Origin of the sequence: Liquorilactobacillus vini DSM 20605 (genome assembly GCF_000255495.1) — a bacterium.
GTDB lineage: Bacteria > Bacillota > Bacilli > Lactobacillales > Lactobacillaceae > Liquorilactobacillus > Liquorilactobacillus vini.
The window spans coordinates 1-22278 of sequence record NZ_AHYZ01000049.1 but is presented as its reverse complement, the minus strand read 5'-3'; the positions used below and the strand labels follow the sequence as shown (position 1 = coordinate 22278).

At 38.3% G+C, this 22278-nt stretch carries 20 protein-coding genes; 17 read left to right on the top strand and 3 right to left on the bottom strand.

Going from position 1 to position 22278, the window contains the following annotated elements:
• Window positions 1-17 precede the first annotated feature (17 nt).
• A complete protein-coding gene (locus tag ON15_RS02790) occupies window positions 18-974 on the top strand; it encodes a thymidylate synthase (RefSeq protein ID WP_010579961.1) in 957 nt (318 codons plus the stop codon).
• 18 nt (window positions 975-992) lie between these two features.
• Complete coding sequence (locus ON15_RS02785; RefSeq protein WP_010579960.1) at window positions 993-1505, top strand: dihydrofolate reductase; 513 nt, start codon at window positions 993-995, stop codon at window positions 1503-1505.
• Between the two features lie 58 nt (window positions 1506-1563).
• Here the strand turns inward: ON15_RS02785 and ON15_RS02780 are convergent, their stop codons facing one another.
• A complete protein-coding gene (locus tag ON15_RS02780; RefSeq protein WP_010579959.1) occupies window positions 1564-2163 on the bottom strand; it encodes a hypothetical protein in 600 nt (199 codons plus the stop codon).
• Between the two features lie 118 nt (window positions 2164-2281).
• On the opposite strand from ON15_RS02780, the gene ON15_RS02775 reads away from it, so the two are divergent.
• From ON15_RS02775 to ON15_RS02715, 13 genes are all read left to right on the top strand, one after another.
• A complete protein-coding gene (locus ON15_RS02775) occupies window positions 2282-3232 on the top strand; it encodes an SGNH/GDSL hydrolase family protein (RefSeq protein WP_010579958.1) in 951 nt (316 codons plus the stop codon).
• A gap of 3 nt (window positions 3233-3235) precedes the next feature.
• A complete protein-coding gene (locus ON15_RS02770) occupies window positions 3236-3868 on the top strand; it encodes a YpmS family protein (RefSeq protein WP_010579957.1) in 633 nt (210 codons plus the stop codon).
• A gap of 9 nt (window positions 3869-3877) precedes the next feature.
• Entirely contained in the window at window positions 3878-4102 is a 225-nt protein-coding gene (locus ON15_RS02765; RefSeq protein ID WP_010579956.1) for a YozE family protein, read from the top strand.
• A 20-nt stretch (window positions 4103-4122) separates the two neighbouring features.
• The gene (locus tag ON15_RS02760) at window positions 4123-5550 is read left to right on the top strand and encodes a S41 family peptidase (protein ID WP_010579955.1); all 1428 of its coding nucleotides are present in this window, start codon (window positions 4123-4125) and stop codon (window positions 5548-5550) included.
• Between the two features lie 151 nt (window positions 5551-5701).
• Window positions 5702-6256 carry a signal peptidase I gene (gene lepB / locus ON15_RS02755; protein ID WP_010579954.1) on the top strand — a complete coding sequence of 185 codons (555 nt, stop codon included), beginning with the start codon at window positions 5702-5704 and terminating at the stop codon, window positions 6254-6256.
• A gap of 19 nt (window positions 6257-6275) precedes the next feature.
• Window positions 6276-7139 (top strand): ribosome biogenesis GTPase YlqF, encoded by an 864-nt coding sequence (gene ylqF / locus ON15_RS02750; RefSeq protein WP_010579953.1) that lies wholly within the window; start codon window positions 6276-6278, stop codon window positions 7137-7139.
• Complete coding sequence (locus ON15_RS02745; RefSeq protein ID WP_010579952.1) at window positions 7132-7911, top strand: ribonuclease HII; 780 nt, start codon at window positions 7132-7134, stop codon at window positions 7909-7911. The genes ylqF and ON15_RS02745 overlap by 8 nt, the downstream gene beginning before the upstream one ends.
• Before the next feature lie 50 nt (window positions 7912-7961).
• Window positions 7962-8822, top strand: a complete 861-nt coding sequence (dprA, locus tag ON15_RS02740; protein ID WP_010579951.1) for a DNA-processing protein DprA — start codon at window positions 7962-7964, stop codon at window positions 8820-8822.
• Window positions 8823-8888: 66 nt separating this feature from the next.
• Window positions 8889-10994, top strand: coding sequence for a type I DNA topoisomerase (topA, locus tag ON15_RS02735; protein WP_010579950.1), 2106 nt, complete (start codon window positions 8889-8891; stop codon window positions 10992-10994).
• Between the two features lie 188 nt (window positions 10995-11182).
• Window positions 11183-12082 carry a tyrosine recombinase XerC gene (xerC, locus tag ON15_RS02730; RefSeq protein WP_010579949.1) on the top strand — a complete coding sequence of 300 codons (900 nt, stop codon included), beginning with the start codon at window positions 11183-11185 and terminating at the stop codon, window positions 12080-12082.
• Window positions 12083-12103: 21 nt separating this feature from the next.
• Window positions 12104-12649 carry an HslVU peptidase proteolytic subunit gene (gene hslV / locus ON15_RS02725; RefSeq protein WP_010579948.1) on the top strand — a complete coding sequence of 182 codons (546 nt, stop codon included), beginning with the start codon at window positions 12104-12106 and terminating at the stop codon, window positions 12647-12649.
• Between the two features lie 24 nt (window positions 12650-12673).
• The gene (hslU, locus tag ON15_RS02720) at window positions 12674-14086 is read left to right on the top strand and encodes an ATP-dependent protease ATPase subunit HslU (protein WP_010579947.1); all 1413 of its coding nucleotides are present in this window, start codon (window positions 12674-12676) and stop codon (window positions 14084-14086) included.
• A 21-nt stretch (window positions 14087-14107) separates the two neighbouring features.
• Window positions 14108-14977, top strand: coding sequence for an aldose 1-epimerase family protein (locus tag ON15_RS02715; protein WP_010579946.1), 870 nt, complete (start codon window positions 14108-14110; stop codon window positions 14975-14977).
• Window positions 14978-15126: 149 nt separating this feature from the next.
• Here the strand turns inward: ON15_RS02715 and plsY are convergent, their stop codons facing one another.
• Complete coding sequence (plsY, locus tag ON15_RS02710) at window positions 15127-15753, bottom strand: glycerol-3-phosphate 1-O-acyltransferase PlsY (protein WP_010579945.1); 627 nt, start codon at window positions 15751-15753, stop codon at window positions 15127-15129.
• A gap of 201 nt (window positions 15754-15954) precedes the next feature.
• On the opposite strand from plsY, the gene parE reads away from it, so the two are divergent.
• Window positions 15955-17943, top strand: a complete 1989-nt coding sequence (parE, locus tag ON15_RS02705; RefSeq protein ID WP_026049454.1) for a DNA topoisomerase IV subunit B — start codon at window positions 15955-15957, stop codon at window positions 17941-17943.
• A complete protein-coding gene (parC, locus tag ON15_RS02700) occupies window positions 17943-20396 on the top strand; it encodes a DNA topoisomerase IV subunit A (RefSeq protein ID WP_010579943.1) in 2454 nt (817 codons plus the stop codon). The genes parE and parC overlap by 1 nt, the downstream gene beginning before the upstream one ends.
• 82 nt (window positions 20397-20478) lie before the next feature.
• Here parC and ON15_RS02695 read toward each other — a convergent pair whose 3' ends face one another.
• Window positions 20479-22194, bottom strand: coding sequence for an NFACT RNA binding domain-containing protein (locus ON15_RS02695; protein WP_010579942.1), 1716 nt, complete (start codon window positions 22192-22194; stop codon window positions 20479-20481).
• Window positions 22195-22278: the final 84 nt, after the last annotated feature.

Here is a 22278-nt window from a genome sequence, read left to right as displayed (position 1 = left end):
AAGGGAGGACAAATATTATGACGGTCGTTGAAGAGCCCTATTTACAACTATTAAAAGATATTTTAGCACACGGGCACCAAAAAGATGATCGAACGGGCACCGGCACTCGAAGTCTGTTTGGCTATCAAATGCGATTTGATCTGCAGCAAGGTTTTCCATTGCTAACGACCAAGAAGGTAGCTTTTGGCTTGATTAAAAGCGAGCTTCTGTGGTTTTTGCGCGGAGATACCAATATTCGTTTTTTACTGCAACATCATAATCACATCTGGGACGAATGGGCCTTTAAAAATTGGATTAACAGTCCTGAATATCATGGACCTGATATGACAGATTTTGGTCGACGCCAGTTGGAAGATGAAAATTTTAAACAAGAGTATTTGAAACAAAAAAAACTTTTTTGTCAACAAATTTTAACCGATGATCGGTTTTCAAAAAAGTATGGGAATTTAGGCGATGTTTATGGTGCTCAATGGCGTCATTGGAAAACGCGCGATGGACGAGTGATTGATCAAATTCAAAATGTGATTGATGGTATTAAGAAGACACCATCATCGAGACGCTTGATTGTTACAGCATGGAATCCGGAAGATGTCCCACAAAGTGCTCTGCCGCCGTGTCACACCTTATTTCAGTTCTATGTGAATGATGGTAAATTAAGTTGTCAGCTGTACCAACGAAGTGCGGACACTTTTTTGGGTGTACCATTTAATATTGCCAGTTATGCTTTATTAACTCATCTAATTGCTCGCCAAACTGGTTTGCAAGTTGGAGAATTTGTTCATACGTTAGGTGATGCGCATTTATATTTGAATCATTTGCAACAGGCGCAAATTCAGTTGCAACGACAGCCAAAAGATGCGCCAAAGCTGTGGTTGAACCCTGCTAAGCAACAAATTGAAGAATTTACTGTTAGCGATATTAAAGTTGAAAATTATCAACCAGCTCCGGCAATTAAAGCACCGGTGGCTGTCTAAAAAAGGGAGATTAAAGCGATGTTAGCATTTATCTGGGCCGAAGATATTCAGCATCACATCGGCTATCGTGGGAAGCTGCCTTGGCATTTACCAGCTGATTTAGCTCATTTTAAGCGAATGACTCTTCATCATCCAATCATTATGGGGCGTCGAACGTTTGAGAGTTTTCCGGGATTGTTGCCGCAACGACACCATTATCTTTTAACTCATGATCAAAAACATGATCAGCAATATGCTCAAAATCCGCAAATGACAGTGGTGCATAGTAAACAAGCACTAGGGAAACTTTTGCAAGATGATTCTCAATTGTTTTTTATAATTGGTGGGGCAAGTTTGTTTGCTGCTTTTGCCGAGCAAGTTGATTTATTATATGTGACTAAAATTGCAGCTAACTTTTCAGGCGATGTCAAAATGCCACCAATTCCTGGTAAGTTTGAATTAGTTTGGGCTAAAAGAGGAAAAATGGATAGTCAAAATCATTATCCGTATCAGTTCAAACTATATCGTCGGCAAACTGAACAATCTGAGTAAATATTTGAAGCTAAGGTAACGTCAGGGAAGAATATTAGTATTCTTTGGCGTTTTTGATTTAACCTTTAAAAACTAACAAAAAACAAACAATTGTTAAACTACAGATCAAGTCACCAGTTATAAGCCATTGTTGCCATTTAAAAAATATTCCAATTTGCAGCAGTAACCCATCAATTAAAATTAACCAAATTGGAAAGGTTATAAATAAGCAAGCTAATAAAAGCAACCAGCTCCCGCTTAAAGGCCAAAATAATGATCCGCGCAAATCGAAAATAGCTATTAAGACAATTGCAGTTACGATCCAAGCGAGTTCGATTCCAAATAAAGTCCAGCCACTTCCAGGAATCTTTGGAATCACTAAAAATGTCGGATAAAATAGTAGACTGCCAGTCAGTAGATAACAACTAATCGTGGCTAAGCGTTGAAAAACGGTTGCTGCTCTAGTTTTAGCCAAGCTATAATTAAGAATTTGAAAAATGCCATTTAAACTAATAAAACCCAAGATTAAACTGCTAGCGCAGAGCAGCCAGATTGATGAACGGCTTTTTAGCAGGAGAACTATTCCAATGCTGACCAAAATGGCTAAGTAGATTCCTTGGCTAAATGCCAGCCCAACCCGCTGATATTTAATATTCTTTTTTAAAAAATAAGCTTTCACTAAGATTGCCCCAATTTCTATCTTAAAAATAAAGTTTTTGCTATACTAATCGACGGTCTTTTTTTATGATAATATTATTTTAACATAGTAAATAAAATTCTAGAGAAAGGAAAATAATTTGAAAAAAATAAAATCTATTCTGAAATTTTTTTTAATTTTAGGCCTAGTAACTTTTTTAGTCTTTGGAATTTGGCAATTATTTTTCTACTTGGGTCAATCTCAATCAACCACATCCAAAATCACCAACCACCAAACGGCCAGCAGCAGTTCAACTTCGAAAAAGGTTAAGCATCTTAAGCTGGTGGGGTTGGGTGATTCACTGACTCAGGGGGTAGGTGATACAACTGATCAGGGTGGCTATGTTCATTTAATTCAAGAAAAGCTGGATGCTTTATCACATGTTAAAGTTCAAACTTTCAACTATGGCAAGGCAGGTGATCGGAGTGATCAAATATTAGCTCGCTTACAATCTACTCCGGTGATCCAACGACAAATCAAGCAAGCTAATGTAATTGTTATGACGGTCGGTGGTAATGATTTGATGCAAGTTTTAGAAAAAAGTTTTTCAAATATTTCTGATCAGGAGCTGGCTTCAGCAGTTACCAATTCTCGGCAAACATATCAGACAAAGTTAAAATCATTATTGCAAGCTGTTCGCCAGTACAATTCGAAGGCGCCGATTTTTGTTTACTCAGTTTACAACCCATTTTACGTTTATTTTCCAACGATGTATCAATTTACCAAATATACCAACGTTTGGAATAATGTTACTAAACAGGTTGTTGGTCAAACGAAAGATGCCTACTTTGTCAATATTGACCAGAAAATGTCCACTGGCCAATATTATCATAAAACTAAACAGCTCAAAAAAAGTTCGGTGACGGATATCACGGTTTTAAATAATAAGGATCTAACGCATGTACTTGATAATCAAAAGGAAAAAAATGGCTACTTATCACCTGCTGACCATTTTCATCCGAATTTAAAGGGTTATCGTTATATGACAAATAAACTTTATACGGCTATGATGAAACATAAAACAACTTGGCTTGCAAGAAAGGGGGATTGACTTTTGGATAATAATTTAAAAAAAAGGAGTCGGGTTTTTGCTAAAAAGGCGAAGAAACATAACTATTGGAAATGGGCTTTTATTATTTTACTCGCCTTAATTCTAGGAAGTAGCTTGTTTTTAGTTCAACAGCTGACTGGGAAAAATATTGAGCAGCAGCAAGTTGCCCAAGCAACCAAAAGCTTGGGTAAGCATACCTCAGTAGATGTTCAATTAAATAAAAAACAGTTGAATGCAGCCATAAATTATTATTTGACTCGGCAACAAAAAAATAAAAAACTAAAATATAAATTCTATGTTGATCAAGCAGCAATTTTAGTCGGAACAACGAAGATTTTAGGAGAGAACGTTTCTTTTTCTTTATATACTGAGCCAACTGTTACACCGAATGGCAACATTCTTTTGTACGCTAAATCAGTCGCGATTGGAACTTTAAGTGCACCGCCTGGTTTTATTTTGAATTATATTAAAAATAACTATCGTTTGGGCAAATGGGTTACGATTGACAGCAAAGCTAAAACAATTAGACTAAATTTGAGTCAAATCAAGGGGTTTCATGGAGTAACAGTTCGTGCCAAGAAAATTGATTTGATTAATAATAAGTTTCTTTTTAAGGTCAATATTCCATTAAAATAGGGTGGTAAAATGTTTCGTAAAAGCTTTTATCAGTATTTAATGACTGAAAGAAATGACAATAGTTCAGAACCCATTGCAAAATTTGCTAATGATGCTTTTTTTGATCAAAGCTTTCCTAAACAATCACAAAACTATCAGGAAATTTCCAATTATTTGGAGTTAAATGGCAGTTATTTACCCTCAATGACAATTTTTGATCAAGCTTGGGAAAGTTACCTTGAAAAAATGCAATAAAAACATAAGGAGAACTGAGGATGTTCAAGAAAAAACAACAAAAAGTTAAAAGATTTGGCTGGCCGACAGTTATTATTTCTGGTTTAATCTGTTTACTATTGGGAGCTGGCGGGGTCTATTATTTTATGGACCAACGTTTAGAAGCAGCCGAAGCAACTAGCCGTTCGCTTGGCAAAATTGGAACGGTTTATTCTGCTTTATATCAAAATTATTATCGCAAGGTTAATCGAGAAAAATTGGTTAATGGTGCTCTCAACGGAATGGTAGATGCATTGGGCGATCCATTTTCTGAATATATGTCAAAATCTGAGACAGAATCACTCAATAATACAATTTCCAGCAGTTTCACTGGCATCGGTGCTGAAGTTCAAAAGAGTGGTTCTCAGATCAAAATTATTTCGCCAATCGATGGGACTCCAGCCAAGAAAGCTGGTTTAAGAGCCAATGATATTATTGAGAAGATTAATGGTAAAAAAATCAATGGCTATTCGCTCAGCAAAGCAGTTGGTTTAATCCGCGGGAAAAAAGGAACTAAAGTCACGCTAACAATTAAACGGGGGAATGAGACCTTCACTAAAACTTTAGTTCGTGACACAATTCCGGTTAAAACAGTCAGTGGACACTTGGTTAAAAATCAGCCAACAATCGGTTATGTTAAAGTTTCAACTTTTTCTGAAAATACTGCTAAAGAATTTAAAGCTGAATTGAAAAAATTGCAGAAAAAGGGTGCTAAATCATTCATTATTGATATGCGTGATAACCCTGGTGGCTTAATGGATCAGGCTTTAAAAATGTCATCGATTTTTGTCAAGAATGGCAAAATTTTGCTGCAAGTTAAGCAAAGGACGGGAGCCGCTCAAGTTTATAAAGCTGGTCCCAAATTTGATGATGGTTATAAGATTACTGGGAAAACAGTTGTCTTAATCAATAGTGGTAGTGCTAGTGCAGCTGAAATCTTCTCAGCCGCTTTAAATCAATCGGCTGGGGCCAAATTGATTGGAACTAAGTCTTACGGCAAGGGGACAGTTCAAAACACCTTGCCATTCAGTGATAAAACTGAATTAAAGATGACGATTGCCAAATGGTTAACTCCAGATGGTGATTGGATTAATCATAAAGGTTTACAACCAACCATTAAAGCTGATTATCCAAAATATGCTTACCAGACAGCGATTGATACAAAAAAGACTTATCAAAACGGCCAAGTTTCAAAACAAATTAAAAAAATCCAGACTCTCTTACAGGCTCTAGGATATCAGCCAGGTGACGTAAATGGCTATTATAGTGATCAAACAACCGCAGCTGTTAAAAAGTTCCAGCAAGATAATCAGTTAACAGTTTCTGGCAAGGCAGACGCCAAAACGGTCAATACTTTGGAAACTAAGATTGCTGCTAAATTAAGTCAAAATGATCCAGCTTATCAGCGGGCGATTGAAGCTGTAAAATAATAATTAGCAAAAAGTTGTGGAAATTAAAATTTTCACAACTTTTTTAAATCTAGTCGTTAAAGGTCGCTAGATCAAAAAAGGATTGTTATAATGTTTAAAAGAGCAATGATTGTAAAAAAGATAAGCAGAACTTGGTTTAGGAGTTGGCGTTTTGGAAAAGCAAAAGAAGCTAAAAAAATTCCAATGGCGATATTGGCTAGCACTGGTTTTTTGGGCTGGTTTAATCGCTTTATTTATTCGTTCCTTTTTACTGATTCCTATACAAATTGAGGGTAATTCAATGGAGCCAACCCTTCATTCTAAACAAGAAGTTTTAGTAATCTCACCGAATAAACTGCGGCGCTTTGATATTGTTATCTTTAAAACTCCAAGCAATGTAACCTATGTTAAACGAGTTATCGGACTCCCGGGAGATCGTTTAGATTATCGTAATGACCATTTATATATTAATGGCAAAAAAATTAGTGAACCTTTTATTGCGCGAGAAACTGCTGATCCTAACGAAGACTATACTTCGGATTTTTCTTTGAAGAGTTTGATCGGTGTTAAACGAGTTCCAGCCAATGAATATTTCGTTTTAGGTGACAATCGGCGGATTAGTAAAGATTCTCGCACGATCGGCCCAATTCAAAAAAGCTGGATCACCGGGAAAGTCGTGCTAATTTATTGGCCCTTAAATCAATTTAAGTGGTTATATCAATTTTAGTTAACGGAAGGAATTAAAAATGAAAAATATTCAGTGGTATCCAGGACATATGGTAAAAGCCATCAGACAGATCAAAGAAAATCTGCGGCTGATTGATATTGCACTTGAGCTGACTGATGCGCGTCTGCCTGAATCTGCTCGCAATCCACAAATTGAAGCATTACTGGCTAATAAACCCAGTTTATTAATTTTAACCAAAAGTGATTTAGCCAATCCACGAGCAACCCAAGCTTGGTTAAATTACTATCAGCAACAGCAGCAACCAGCAATTGCAATTAATAGCTTAAATTTAAAGCCCAAATTACTGGAAAAAAAGATTGAGCAGATTTTAGCTGTTAAGATTAAATCCGCCCAGGAAAAAGGATTGCAAAAAAAACGGCTTCGGGCATTATGTTTGGGAATTCCAAATGTTGGCAAGTCAACCTTGCTGAATCATCTGGTAGGAAAAAAAGCCGCACAAACTGGTGATCGCCCAGGTGTTACTAAAGCTCAGCAGTGGTTAAAAGCTGGAAAAAATCTTGATTTATTAGATACACCAGGTGTTTTATGGCCAAAATTTGAAAATCAAATAATTGGTCAAAAATTAGCATTAACAGGTGCTATCAAAGATACTTTGGTAGCTGTTGATGACATTGCATTATTTGCTTTAAAATTTTTCTTAGCCGATCAGCCAACCAATTTAGTAAATCGTTATCACTTAGAGTCAGCTGATTTAGCGTTGCCTTTGCCAGATCTGTTGTTTAAAATCACTAAAAATTTAGGAATGAAAGATGATTATGAACGAGCTAGCCAACGGATAATCCTTGATTGCCGTCGGGGCAAATTAGGCCGCTATTCATTGGACAAAGTAACTGAATTTGAAGGTGGCCTGAACAATGGCTGATAAGTTAACGATTAAGCAAATCAAAGCTGAATTAAAGCAACATTATTCAAATGAACTAGTGGCAAGCTTGACAGCAGATCGGCGAATTGGTGTGCAAAAATTGGTGCAGCAAGCTCAAAGATGGCAGGCAAGACAACAAACAGCTCAACAAAAGTTTGCTCAGCGTTTTGTTTATGAAAAGAAGTTTTGGCAAGCTGGCAAGCAGTTAGTTGCTGGAATCGATGAAGTTGGTCGCGGGCCATTAGCCGGACCAGTCGTGGCTGCAGCCGTAATTTTGCCACATGATTTTTCAATCTTAGCAGTCAATGATTCCAAGCAGCTTAGTTCACATTTGCGAGAAGAGCTTTCAAGCCAAATTTTGGCGACAGCTTTAGCAGTTGGAATTGGGGTTGCTGATAATCAGCAAATTGATCAGGCAAATATCTATCAAGCCACCCGAATTGCCATGAAACAAGCAGTTGCGGCTTTAAAAATTTTGCCACAACAATTAATTATCGATGCAATGCAAATTGAAACAGCTATTCCACAATTAAAATTAATTAAAGCCGATGCTAAAAGTAACAGTGTGGCCGCGGCTAGTATTGTTGCCAAGGTTTGGCGAGATCATTTAATGGCAGAATATGATAAAATTTACCCCGGCTATGGGTTTGCTCAAAATGCCGGTTATGGTACGGCTCAGCATTTGGCAGCCTTAAAAAGTCAAGGAATTACACCAATTCATCGTCTGAGTTTTGCACCAGTTGCCAAAGTTGCCAAGAATTTTAGTGATTAAGGTTTAATCAAACTTCTGCTGCGTATTTATTCAGTAGAGGAAGTGATCGATTGAAACCCAGAGAATTGCTTTTATTTTTAAGACTCTGTCCAGCAATTCCACAACAGACGGTCAAAGCGGCTGCGCAAAAGCTATTACAGAGAAATTTTAAAAAATGGGATTTACAAAGCTTTTTAAAAACAGATCTGAAGTTATCAACTTCACAACAACAACAGCTTTTTTCAACAGCTACTTATCAGGTTGTTCGTCGCAATTTAAGTGGCAGTTCTTTTATTACTTTGCTGGATACAGCCTACCCAAGAAGATTAAAAGAAATTTATGATCCGCCAGTTGTTTTATTTTTTCAAGGCAATTGGCAGCTTGTTCAACAAAAATATTTGTTAGCTGTAGTTGGTGCTCGAAAAAATTCAAGTTATGCTAAAAGAGCTATCAACTATTTGCTGATACCATTACTAGAAAGAAAAGTTGTTTTAATTAGTGGCTTAGCTGCTGGAGTTGACTCGCTTGTGCATCAATTAAGCTTGCGATTTAACTGTCCAACGATTGCAGTCATTGGTACCGGTCTGGCAAGATATTATCCGCGAGGAAACCTTGAGCTTCAGCAACAAATTGCCAATCAATGTTTAGTAATTAGTGAGTATAGTTGTGATGAAGGACCACTGGCTTATCATTTTCCCGCCCGAAATCGAATCATTGCAGGGTTGGCTGAGAACTTATTAGTCGTCGAGGCTCGTCAACAAAGTGGCAGCTTGATCACAGCTAACTTAGCTCTGCAAGAAAATCGTAATGTTTTAGCAGTTCCCGGGCCAGTTGATTCTATATTGTCAGTTGGAACTAATGAGTTGATTGCAGCCGGGGCAAAGCCGGCTTTATCTGCAATCGATATTTGGGAGGAATTTCTTCAGACTTGACAAACTGCCTAAATGTAGCATAACATGATTACCGATTTTTAAATTTGCGACAAAAGGAGTCTGATTATGCCTACCGTCGAAAAAAAAGCAGTTAAAAAAACGACAGCAAAAAAGCGAAAACGAAAATTAGTAATCGTCGAATCACCTTCGAAGGCTAAAACAATTGGAAAATATTTAGGACCGAGTTATAAAGTAATGGCTAGTTTAGGCCATGTTCGCGACTTGCCCAGAAGTACCATGGGTGTCGATTTAGAGCATAATTATGAACCACATTATATTTCAATTCGGGGCAAAGGCAGCGTTATTAAAGATTTACGCAAAGAAGCAAAAAAAGCTAGTCAAGTTTATCTGGCAGCCGATCCCGACCGCGAGGGGGAAGCGATTGCTTGGCATTTATCTTATTTATTGGGCTTGGATCCACAAGATAATAACCGAGTAGTATTTAATGAAATTACTAAAGATGCAGTTAAAGATGCCTTTAAGCACCCACGTTCAATCGATATGAATTTAGTTGATGCCCAACAGGCACGACGAGTGTTGGATCGTTTGGTTGGTTATTCGATCAGTCCGTTACTTTGGGAAAAAATTAAAAAAGGATTGAGTGCTGGTCGAGTTCAGTCCATTGCTTTAAATATGATCATTAAACGTGAAGAAGAGATTCGAAATTTTAAACCACAAGAATATTGGACAATTTCGGCAAAATTCAAAAGCCAGCGGCAGCAATTTGCAGCAGAGTATTATGGTGTTGACGGTCAGAAGCAAGAATTAAAAGACAACGCTGATGTTAAAAAAATTTTAGCGCGTTTGGATCAAAAGCAACCGTTTGCAATTACTAAGGTCGATCGCAAAGAGCGGCAGCGCTTTGCGGCTTTACCATTTACGACCAGTACAATGCAGCAGGCAGCTAACAACACTTTGAAGTTCAGAACACAAAAAACCATGATGGTTGCTCAACAGTTGTATGAGGGTTTAAGTTTGGGGCGTGGTGGAGCAGTTGGTTTGATCACTTATATGCGGACGGACTCAACTCGAATTTCAAATGTTGCCGTCCATGAAGCTTCGAAATTTATTCATGAAACGTATGGCAGCGAATATGCAGCCGTTAAGCCGCGTAAAGGCAAATTGGCTGAAGGAGCTCAAGATGCACATGAAGCGATTCGACCGTCTTCAGTCAAAAGGACGCCAGATTCGATCAAGGAATATTTAACTCGTGATCAGTATAAATTGTATTCATTAATTTGGTCACGGTTTGTTGCTAGTCAGATGACACCAGCTGTTTATGATACAATGGCAGTTACTTTGGAGCAAAATGGCGTTATTTACCGTGCGCGTGGTTCAAAAATGAAGTTTCCAGGTTATACAATCGTTTATCCAGATGCAAAGCGAAAAGATAATCAGCTGCCGGATTTAGAACAGGGACAAACTGCCAAGCTAATGACTAATCAGCCAGATCAACATTTTACTTTGCCGCCTGCTCGGTATACAGAAGCTGCCTTGATCAAAACTTTGGAAGAAAATGGCGTTGGTCGTCCTTCAACGTATGCGCCAACTTTAAGTACGATCCAAAAAAGATATTACGTTAAATTGACAGCACGGAAATTCGAACCAACTGAATTGGGCGAAATTGTCAATTCAATGATTGAAAAATGTTTTCCCGACATTTTGAATGTAACTTTCACTGCTGACTTGGAAGATCAATTAGATGAAATCGAAGAAGGCAAGCAACAATGGATCAAAGTTATCGATCAATTCTATCAGCCATTTTCTAAAGAAGTTGCTACAGCGCAAGATAAAATGGCTAAAGTAAAAATTAAAGACGAACCAGCTGGAATCAACTGTGACATTTGCGGAGCTCCATTAGTGATTAAGTTAGGCCGTTATGGTAAGTTTTATGCTTGCAGTCGCTTTCCAGATTGTCGCAATACCAAGCCAATCGTTAAAAATATTGGGGTAACTTGTCCAAAATGTCAACGAGGTGAAGTGATCGAACGAAAGTCAAAGAAGAATCGGATCTTTTATGGTTGCTCGCGTTATCCAGATTGTGATTTTGTCTCATGGGATAAACCAATTGGCCGTACTTGTCCAAAATGCCAGCATTATTTGGTCGAAAAAAAGTCCAAAAAGAACGTCCAGATTAAATGTAGTAACTGTGATTATGTTGAACAAGAATAACTTTGACAAGAGGTTGAGAAGTTTTTCCCAGCCTTTTTGGTTTATAATCGAAGTTGGGATTAAAAGTATAATTGCTGCTTTAATTTGAATTTTAAACTTATCTAATTTTGGGAAACAGCAGTCTATGCTAAAATAAGATTGTTAAGTGTCGGTCAAGATTCTTTTTTGTGGTCAGCGAGGTGAAGCTTATGGCAGAAAAATTAATTGCCGAGTTTCAACAATATTTACGGGTTGAACGGCAGTATTCATCGGCAACTTTAAAAGCATATACTGATGACCTGCAGCTTTTTATTAAATTTCTGAAAGAAAACGGCGGCTTAGCAAGTTTAACAGCTGTGCGGCGGATGGATGTCCATGTTTTTATGAGTTTTTTGTATGATCAGCATTATCAAGCAACTTCGATTGAACGGATTATTTCAAGCTTACGATCGTTTTACCGCTTTTTGCAAAAAAATGGACAGATTGTTGATAACTCATTCTCATACGTTCAACTAAAACGGCACCCTCGTCCGCTGCCGCGTTTCTTTTATGAGAAAGAGATGCAAGAGCTTTTTCAGGCTGTCGCAGGTGACGCTTTAGTCGATATACGTGATCGTGCAATTTTGGAAACGTTGTATGCAACTGGCATGCGGGTCAGTGAATGTACTGGCTTGAAAATGACAGATGTAGATTTTAATTTAAAAATCGTGCTGCTGCATGGCAAGGGCAATAAAGATCGCTATGTTCCTTTTGGACGCTATTGTGAGCAAGCATTACAGCGTTATTTTGAACAGGTTCGCTCACCATTGATAAGCAAGTATCATAAGCAGCATCAAGCGGTTTTTATTAATCAGCACGGTGATCCGCTTACGGCGGCTGGAATAACTTATATTTTAAAGCAAATCATCAAGCGCAGTTCGTTGACGACTACAATCCATCCCCATGAATTACGTCATACTTTTGCAACTCACTTGTTAAATCGTGGAGCGGATCTGCGGGCAGTTCAAGAATTTTTAGGCCATAGTAGTTTATCAACGACGCAAATTTATACGCACGTCACCAAAGAGCATTTGCAGCGAGATTATCAAAAATATTTTCCACGTTCGTAATCATTTTTTAGGAGGAAAAAGATGTCAACTATATCATTTCATGCAACAACGATTTGTGCTGTCCGGCATAATGGACACACTGCCATGGCTGGTGATGGTCAAGTAACAATGGGTGAAAAGGTCATTATGAAAGGAACGGCACGCAAAGTTCGGCGGATCTATCATGATCAAGTGGTAGTTGGTTTTGCTGGCAGTGTTGCTGATGCATTCAACTTAGAAGCACGTTTTGAAAAAAAGCTTGAGCAATACAGTGGTAATTTGCAACGAGCAGCAGTTGAATTAGCCCAAGAATGGCGTAGTGATCAAGCACTTCAAAAATTGGAAGCTTTACTGATCGTGATGGATAAAAATGATTTATTATTAGTTTCAGGCAGCGGTGAGGTCATTACTCCTGATGATGATATTTTAGCGATTGGTTCCGGCGGCAATTTTGCTTTGGCGGCAGCTAAAGCGCTAAAGGGTCATGCTGGTGAAATGTCAGCCTTGGAGATTGCTAAAAGTGCGATTGGAATCGCTGCTGACATTGATATTTTTACCAACCATCATATTATTGGCGAAGAATTATAGTTAAGTATAGAAAGGATAGCGAAAATGAATCCAATCGATAAAACTCCCAAAGAAATCGTTAAAGAATTAAACAATTATGTAATTGGTCAGGACAAAGCTAAAAAGGCAATTGCAGTTGCCTTAAGAAATCGCTACCGGCGTTTACAGCTGTCAAAAGCCATGCAAGAAGAGGTAACGCCGAAAAATGTTTTGATGATTGGGCCTACCGGTGTTGGTAAAACAGAAATTGCTCGGCGCTTGGCAAAAATTGTTGCGGCACCATTTGTTAAAGTTGAGGCTACTAAATTCACGGAAGTTGGCTATGTTGGCCGTGATGTGGAATCAATGATCCGTGATTTGGTGAATGTGGCTTATAAAATGGAAAAAGAGGCTGAATATAAACGAGTTCATGGTCAAGCTGTCCAGCAGGCCAATAAAAAGCTGATCAAGATACTCGTTCCGGCACAAAAAAAGCAACCAGAACAACCACAGCAAAACTTTATGCAAATGTTGCGGAATATTCAATCCGGCAATTTGGACTTTTTGGAAAATTCCAATGTGGAAGAAAATGTGACCGATGATGTCCGCAATCAGCGGCTATCAGTTAGTGATCAGCTAAAAAAGGGCCTGCTAGAAAATCGTGAAGTGACAATTCAAGTTGACGATGCTAACCATAACTTTTCTAATCAGAGCAATTTATTAGGCCAAATGGGCATTGATGTTGGTGATGCATTAGCAGCCTTAACTCCCAAACGGAAGGTCGAACGAACGATGACGGTCGCCCAAGCACGGGAAACTTTAGCTCGTCAAATTGCTGAGGAATTAATCAACAGTGCTGATGTTGCTGAACGAGCAGTTAAACGAGCAGAAAATACTGGTATTGTTTTTATTGACGAAATCGATAAGATTACTTCAAAAGCTAAAAAGAACAGCGGTGAAGTTTCACGTGAAGGAGTCCAACGTGATATTTTACCAATTGTTGAGGGCTCTCAAGTTCAAACTAAGTATGGTTTAGTGAAAACTGATCATATTTTATTTATTGCTTCTGGCGCTTTCCACGACAGCAAGCCGAGCGATTTGATTGCTGAATTGCAAGGACGTTTTCCAATTAGAGTTGAACTTGACGAGTTAACCACTGACGATTTTGTTAAAATTTTAACTGAACCGAACAATGCCTTAGTTAAGCAATATATTGCTCTGATCGGCACGGATAATATTAAAGTGACCTTTACGATTGAAGCCATTCATAAAATTGCTGAAATTGCTTATCAAGTTAATCATGAAAATGAAAATATCGGCGCTCGGCGCTTGCATACAATTTTGGAACGCTTGTTGCAGGATATTTTGTATGAGGGTCCAGACATGCAAATGGGTGAAATTACGATCACTGAAGCTTATGTTGAACAAAAAATTGGTGATATTGCTAAAAATAAAGATTTGACACAATATATTCTGTAAATTTGAAGGGAAGTAATTAATTTGCTGAGTTTAGAAAATAATCAGCTCAAGGCTGTTTTCAGTCAACATGGCGCGGAGCTGCAGAGCTTGATCGATCAAAAAACCCAAAAACAATATCTCTGGCAGGCAGATCCCAAGTTTTGGGGGCGTCATGCACCAGTTTTATTTCCAATCGTTGGTCGATTAAAAGATGATCAATACCAATTGAATGGTCAAACCTATCATCTAAAGCAGCATGGCTTTGCTAGGGACTTAGACTTTACTATTGTTGATCAACAAGCGGATCGATTAACTTTTAGTCTCCATGATTCAGCGGCAACTAGGGGAATCTATCCTTTTGCTTTTGATTTGCAGATCAGCTACCAACTGACTGCCAATCACTTAACTGTCACTTATCGGGTCAAAAATCCAACTAAATCAAAGATGCTCTTTTCAATTGGCGGCCATCCAGCTTTCACCGTTCCTTTGGCTAATGATGAAAGTTTTGATGATTATTTAGTTGAGTTTCAACCGGTTGGAAATTATCAAAAAATTCCGCTGGTTGGTAATTATACCGATTCAGCGGCTGCTCAAACCGATCGAATGGCTGGTATAAAGCTTTCACATGAGACTTTTAAAAATGATGCTTTGATTTATCAATTAAAACAAAAAACCGTTTTAGAATTAACGACAAGTGCTCATCAACATGGTGTTTTGCTTGATCTTCCAGCAACGGATTATGTTGGTATTTGGTCGCCTTATCCAGCTAAAGCACCGTTCGTTTGTCTGGAGCCGTGGTGGGGTTTAGCTGATGATCGACAAGCGACTGGGAATTTTACTCAAAAAACTGGTTTGCATCAACTCACAAGTCAACAAGAGTTTGCTGCTAAATATACAATCAGTATTTTCTAATTAAAAAGACTGAAACGCAATGTAATTTTGAAAAACTTTCTTTAGACATCACAGAGCCTAAAGGAGTTAATTACATTTTGTTTCAGTCTCTTTGTTTGATCGGCATTTGCTGGAAAGTAGTCACTGAGAGCAGAAAACCCGCTACAATTTCAAAGTTTATGCTGCTTTTTTAAATGCTGATAATAAAGGCCAAAATGAACAATATTTTCATCACCCTCGCGAATCCGTTTAAGATTGCCTCTGTGACGGTAAAAAATAAAAATTGTTAAGATAAGTGCAATGATGGTCAAAATGTTATCTTTAAAAACCAAAAAAGATAATAAAGTGATTAAAGTCATGCCAACCATACTAGCAATACTGACCATGCTGCTTAAATAAAGCGTTGTTAAGAAAATAATCCAAGCAACCAAAAAGAAAAACGGATTGTAAGCTAACAGAATGCCAGCACTGGTTGCAACAGCCTTGCCGCCTTTAAAACCAGCAAAAATTGGAAAGACATGGCCGATGACTGCTGCACAGCCGATAATCAAAACATTGATTCGAATATCAAAAAGATATGGTTGGCAGGCAGCTAATGTTCCTTTAAGCATATCCATTAGTAAGACAATGATGCCGGCTTTTTTTCCAAGGACTCGGAATGTATTCGTTGTTCCCATGTTACCGCTGCCGTATTGACGAATATCTTTGCCGTAAAAGATTTTGCCGATCCAAACGCCGGAAGGAATCGACCCCAGCAAATATCCGATCAGCAGCATCCCTGCAATTTTAAGTTCCAAGTTTTAACCCTCCCTTGAGCTGATCAAATTATATTTTATCACTTAAACAGCTGGACTCCTACTTAAAATTTATTTTAAAAAACGCCATTCCAATATAATGCGCTTTACTTTCTAAGAACTAATAGGGTATGATAAATAGGCTAGTATGTTTTTTTAATAGATTTAGATGATAGTTAAATTGGTTAGAAAGGACTTTGAACGATGGACAATAGCAACTATAACGATGACTCGATCCAGGTACTAAAGGGGCTAGAGGCTGTTAGAAAACGTCCAGGCATGTACATCGGTTCAACCGACAGTAAAGGCTTGCACCACCTGGTTTATGAAATCGTTGATAATGCGGTTGATGAGGCCTTAGCTGGTTTTGGTAAGGAAATTAAGGTGGCTTTACATCAAGATGGCAGCGTGACGGTGGTTGATCATGGTCGTGGATTACCAACCGGAATGCATGCTTTAGGGATCCCAACAGTTGAAGTGATCTTCACGGTTTTACATGCCGGGGGAAAATTTGGTCAAGGTGGTTATAAAACGGCTGGTGGTTTGCATGGGGTTGGAGCGAGCGTCGTCAATGCATTATCCAGTTGGCTAAAAGTTAAAACAATTCGCGAGGGAGTTGCCTATCAAGAAAATTTTGCTAACGGCGGTCAACCTCAAGGAACTTTGAAAAGAATTGGCAAAACTAAAGCCGCCAATGGCACAACGGTTACTTTTAAACCAGATCCTCAGATTTTTTCAACCACGAATTATCAATATGATATTTTGGCAGAACGTCTGCGTGAATCGGCTTTCTTGTTAAAGGGCGTTAAGATTACTTTAATTGATGAGCGCAGCGGCAAAGAAGATGAATTCCTTTACGCAGAAGGCATTAAAGAATTTGTGCAGTATCTGAATGAAGATAAAGATACTCTGGGGCCAATTATGTATTTTGATGGGACCCGCGATGAGGTTGAAGTTGAAGTTGCTGCTCAGTATAATGACGGTTATTCAGAAAATATTATGTCGTTTGTCAATAATGTTCGGACCAAAGATGGCGGAACACATGAAGCTGGGCTGAGGTCAGCTTGGACCAAAGCTTTTAATGATTATGCTCGGCAGATTGGTTTGTTAAAAGAAAAAGACAAAAACTTAGAAGGCGCTGATGTCCGTGAAGGCCTGGCGGCGGTTATCTCGATCCGAATTCCAGAAAAACTATTGCAATTTGAGGGACAAACTAAAGAAAAATTAGGCACTCCAGAAGCTCGTTCAATCGTCGACAATGTGGTCAGTGAAAAATTGGGCTTCTTTTTACTGGAAAATGGTGAATTTGCTCAAGATTTAGTTCGCAAAGCTCTAAAAGCTAGAGAGGCCCGTGAGGCAGCTCGTAAAGCACGTGATGAAACACGTGGAGGCAAAAAAAAGCATCATAAAGAGCGCTTGCTGTCTGGTAAGCTAACGCCAGCTCAATCTAAAAATGCGAAGCGTAATGAATTATTCTTAGTCGAAGGTGATTCAGCCGGCGGATCTGCTAAACAAGGTCGTGATCGCAAGTTTCAGGCAATTTTACCATTACGTGGGAAAGTCTTGAATACTGAGAAAGCTAAATTACCAGACATTTTAAAAAACGAAGAAATTAGTACAATGATTTATACAATTGGTGCTGGAGTAGGAACAGATTTCGACTTGCAAGATGCTAATTACGATAAAATCATTATCATGACTGATGCGGATACGGATGGGGCACATATTCAAATTTTATTATTAACCTTTTTCTTCAAGTATATGCGGCCCTTGATTGATGCCGGCCGCGTCTACATTGCGTTGCCGCCATTATATAAAATTCAACGAAAAGTCAAAAAGCAGACTTTAATTAAGTATGCTTGGACTGATGAAGAATTGCATTACGCAATAAAAGGCCTAAAGCAAGGATATATTTTGCAACGTTTTAAAGGCCTCGGTGAAATGAACGCTGACCAGCTGTGGGAAACTACGATGAATCCAATGACGCGGACCTTAGTCAGAGTTCGAATTGATGATGGTACACTTGCAGAAAAAAGAGTTACAACTTTAATGGGTGATAAGGTAGCCCCGCGAAGGCGCTGGATCGAGGAAAATGTAAAATTTACGCTTGAAGAAGATGGCAGTTTATTGGACAATGCTGTTGTTGAAGGGGCACATGGAATTCCAATTGAAGATCAAGGAGGTCAAGCTTAATGGGAGCCGATGAAAGCAAGATTCAAGAACTCTCTTTGGAAACTGTGATGGGAGAACGTTTCGGACGATATTCAAAATATATTATTCAAGAACGGGCTTTGCCAGATATTCGTGATGGCTTAAAACCCGTTCAGCGCCGAATTTTATATGCGATGAATCAGGATGGCAATACTTATGATAAGACCTTCCGCAAATCTGCCAAATCAGTTGGAAATGTCATGGGTAATTTTCATCCCCATGGTGATAGTTCAATTTATGAAGCAATGGTTCGCTTAAGCCAAGATTGGAAACTACGAGAGCCGCTGATTGAGATGCATGGTAATAATGGCTCAATGGATGGCGATCCACCAGCGGCTATGCGCTACACTGAGGCACGTTTGAGTAAAATTGCGGCTGAAATGTTGCGTGACATTCAGAAAAAAACCGTCGATTTTGTACCAAATTTTGATGATACCGAGGAAGAACCAACTGTTTTGCCAGCTCGCTTTCCCAATTTACTCGTAAATGGTGCGACTGGAATTTCGGCTGGTTATGCAACTGAAATTCCACCACATAATTTGCATGAAACAATTCAAGCTGCGATTTATCTGCTAAACCATCCAACAGCTGAATTAAATGACTTAATGAAATTTATTAAAGGGCCGGATTTTCCAACTGGTGGAATTGTTCAGGGAAAGGATGAAATTCTTAAGGCATACCAAACCGGTCACGGACGAATTATCGTACGGGCTAAAACAGCATTTGAGAATCTTAAAGGCAGCCGCTCACAAATTATTGTGACGGAAATCCCATATGAGGTTAACAAAGCTCAATTAGTTAAACGAATCGATGAAATCCGGCTAACCAAAAAAGTTGAAGGCATTGCGGAAGTTCGTGATGAAAGTGACCGTCAAGGATTAAGGATCGCAATCGAACTTAAGCGTAATGCTAATTCGCAAGGAATTTTGAATTATTTATTAAAAAATACGGACTTGCAAATTTCTTATAATTTTAATATGGTAGCCATTAATGATAAGCGACCGGAACAAGTTGGCTTACAACAAATTCTTAGTGCTTATTTAAAACATCAACAGCAAGTCGTCACCCGCCGAACACAGTTTGATTTAAAAAAAGCACAGGAACGAGCGCATATTGTAGCCGGTTTGATTAAGGCCTTGTCAATCCTTGACCAAGTAATTAAGACAATTCGTAGCAGTCAAAATAAACAAGATGCTAAAGATAATTTAGTCAGTCAGTATGGCTTTACAATTGCTCAGGCTGAAGCAATTGTTTCGCTGCAATTATATCGACTAACCAATACGGACGTTACCGCTTTACAGCAAGAAGCTGCAGATTTAAAACAAAAAATAACGGCTTACCACTTAATCTTGCATGATCCGCATGAGCTCGATCAAGTTATCATCAAAGAATTAACGGCCATTGATCATGAATATGCAACCGTGCGCAAAACTAAGATCGAAGAAGAAGTGGAAAAATTACAAATTGATACGGAAGTGCTGGTGGCTGCCGAAGATGTAATAGTTCTAGTCAGTCGTGATGGTTATTTGAAGCGGAGTTCTTTACGCTCATTTGCTGCCTCTAGTGATCAAGAAAATGGCTTGAAGCCAGAGGATCATGTTATTTTTCAACAAAAGGTTAATACGCTTGATCATTTAATGATTTTTACTGATCATGGAAATCTGATTTATCGGCCGGTTCATGAAATTCCTGATGCCAAGTGGAAGGACACTGGTCAACACTTGTCACAAACAGTTGGCTTGAAAAATGATGAAAATATCCTGCGGGTGTTGGCTTTTAAGAATCTACAAGCTACGGGTGACTTTTTATTAGCTACTTCGCATGGGGCAATCAAGTTAACTAGCTTGGCGGACCTAAAACCTGGTCGAACTTACCGTAGCCGGGCCATAACTGCCATCAAGTTAAAAAGCCAAGATGATCGTTTAATCACGGTTGATTATGTACCAACTGAAAAAATACCAGCTTTTGAAATACTTTGCTGCTCGCAAGGCGGTTATGGCTTACGATATCCATTAACTGAGGTACCAGTTAACGGTGCTAAAGCTGCCGGGGTCAAGGCAATGGATTTACGTGATGATTGCTTAACTGCAGTTTTGTTAGTCACTCAAGATCAAGCAGTTGGTCTTTTGACTCAGCGTGGAGCCTTTAAGCGCATGAAGGTCAGTGAAATCCCTAAAACTTCCAGAGCTCGGCGCGGAGTGCAGATCTTACGTGAATTGAAACGAAATCCGCATCGAATAAAATTTGCAGCGCATGCCATTTTAAATCAAGATTGGTTAATCACAACTGATCAAAATGAGAAAATCCAATTGAATTTGGCGACACATTCATTAGCTGATCGTTATTCAAATGGTTCATTTGTGGTTGATACCGAGACACAAGGAAAAATTGTTTATGTTGATTTAATTGATCAGCAACAGAAAGACAATCACTAAATAAAAAGATTGCTAGTTGAAAAAATCTTTAATTCAATTAGCAATCTTTTTATTTTATTATGCAAAAAATTTTTTAGTTAATTTAGTTTGATTTCCGCAAGTTTTCAACTAATTCTTTATCAGGAGTTACAAATAAGGTTTTTTGTCCTTCATAAATAACAAAACCCGGGCGCGCTCCTTTGGGTTTACGAATTTTTTTAACCATTACGTAATCGACCGGGACAGTAGCTGAGTTACGTGATTTTGAAAAATAAGCCGCTAAATTAGCTGCTTCAAGCAGTGTTGTTTGGCTAGGTTGTGATGCGTGGATGATTACATGTGAACCGGGAACATTTTTTGCATGCAGCCAAATATCAGACTTTGCTGCTGTTTTTAAGGTCAGTTGATCATTTTGTAAATTATTTTTTCCAACTGAGATCGTTGTTTGGTCAGAAGCATAAAATTTTTCTGGTTGACTTTTTGAGCGATGGGTCTGTTTCTTTTTTCCCTTTTTCTGGAACTTTAAATAACCTTGTTCTTGCAGTTCAGTTTTAATTTCTGGCAAATCTTGCGGCTCAGCTAATTCAATTTGTGTTTGAATTCCTTCAAGATAATCAATTTCTTCGTTAGTTAAGTTTAATTGCTTGGACACATAGGCAACAGAATTTTTCAGCTTTTGATATTTTTTAAAGTATTTTTGAGCATTTTTGGCAGGCGATAGATTAGGTGCCAATTTGATCGGTAAAGGTTTTTGCTGATCATAATAATTTGGTAATTCAATTTGTTGTTCACCACGTTTGACTTGATTGAGATAAGTTGTGAGGATTTCTCCCTTTATTCGATATTGATCAGCTTGCTGACTAGTCTGTAAAGCTTGTGTTAACTTCTTAGCTTTTTTGCGATCTTTATGCAAATGATTTTTAATTACCTCGATTAATTGACCACCCAGTTGATGTACTCGGTCATGAGTTGCTTTTTGTTGATAAAATTCATCTAACAACTCGCTTAAAGAAGACATTTTTTTAGTAACTTGTTTTGGTGAATAAGCAAAACAAGTAAAGAAAACTTTGGTATCTTTAACGATCACCGGAGTTGGGCAATTGACTTGTTGCAAACAATTTCGCCAAATTTTTGATAGTTCAATCTTATTTTGGGCTTGATGTAGCTGATCGGCAAAATAGAGTGCATGTTCACGACTAAAGCCTTGGTAAGTGTTTTGCAATTGTTTAGCTAAAACATCCCGATTAGGATAGTTAGCAACTAAACTTAAGTATTGACCATTTTGGTTTGCTTCAGTAAACGGGTCACATTTGTCCTGCTGCGGTGGAGCCAAATATTCAGCTCCTGGAAGCAAAATCCGATAACGATTTTGACTGGGTCCAATATGCTTAATGGCATCAAGAATTTTATTTTGTTGGGGATCAATCAGGATTACATTGCTGTGGCGACCCATAATTTCAACACTAAGACGCAGTGCAAAAGCATCACCAAGTTCATTGCGAGCTGTTAGTTCAAAATTGATTACCCGATCATTTTCCAACTGACTAATCTTGAGCAATACCGCGCCTTCAAGATATTTGCGTAGCATCATAGTAAAATTAGTTGGAATTGGTGGGTTATCATAAGGAATTTTGGTAATTTGAACGCGAGCGTAATTTGGATGAGCTGACAATAAAAGCGGATAATTATGCCGTTGAGCTCGCAAAGTTATAATCACTTCATTCGGATATGGTTGTGAGATCTTAGTAATTCGGCCATGTAGAATATGCTGATTTAATTCAGTTACCATTGCATGAGTAAAAAGGCCATCAAAAGGCATTACTTTGCCAACCCTCTTTCATTTATTCTAATATTTATTTTACAGTTTATCGTTTGAAAGCGCAAAATTAATCATAACTATTGC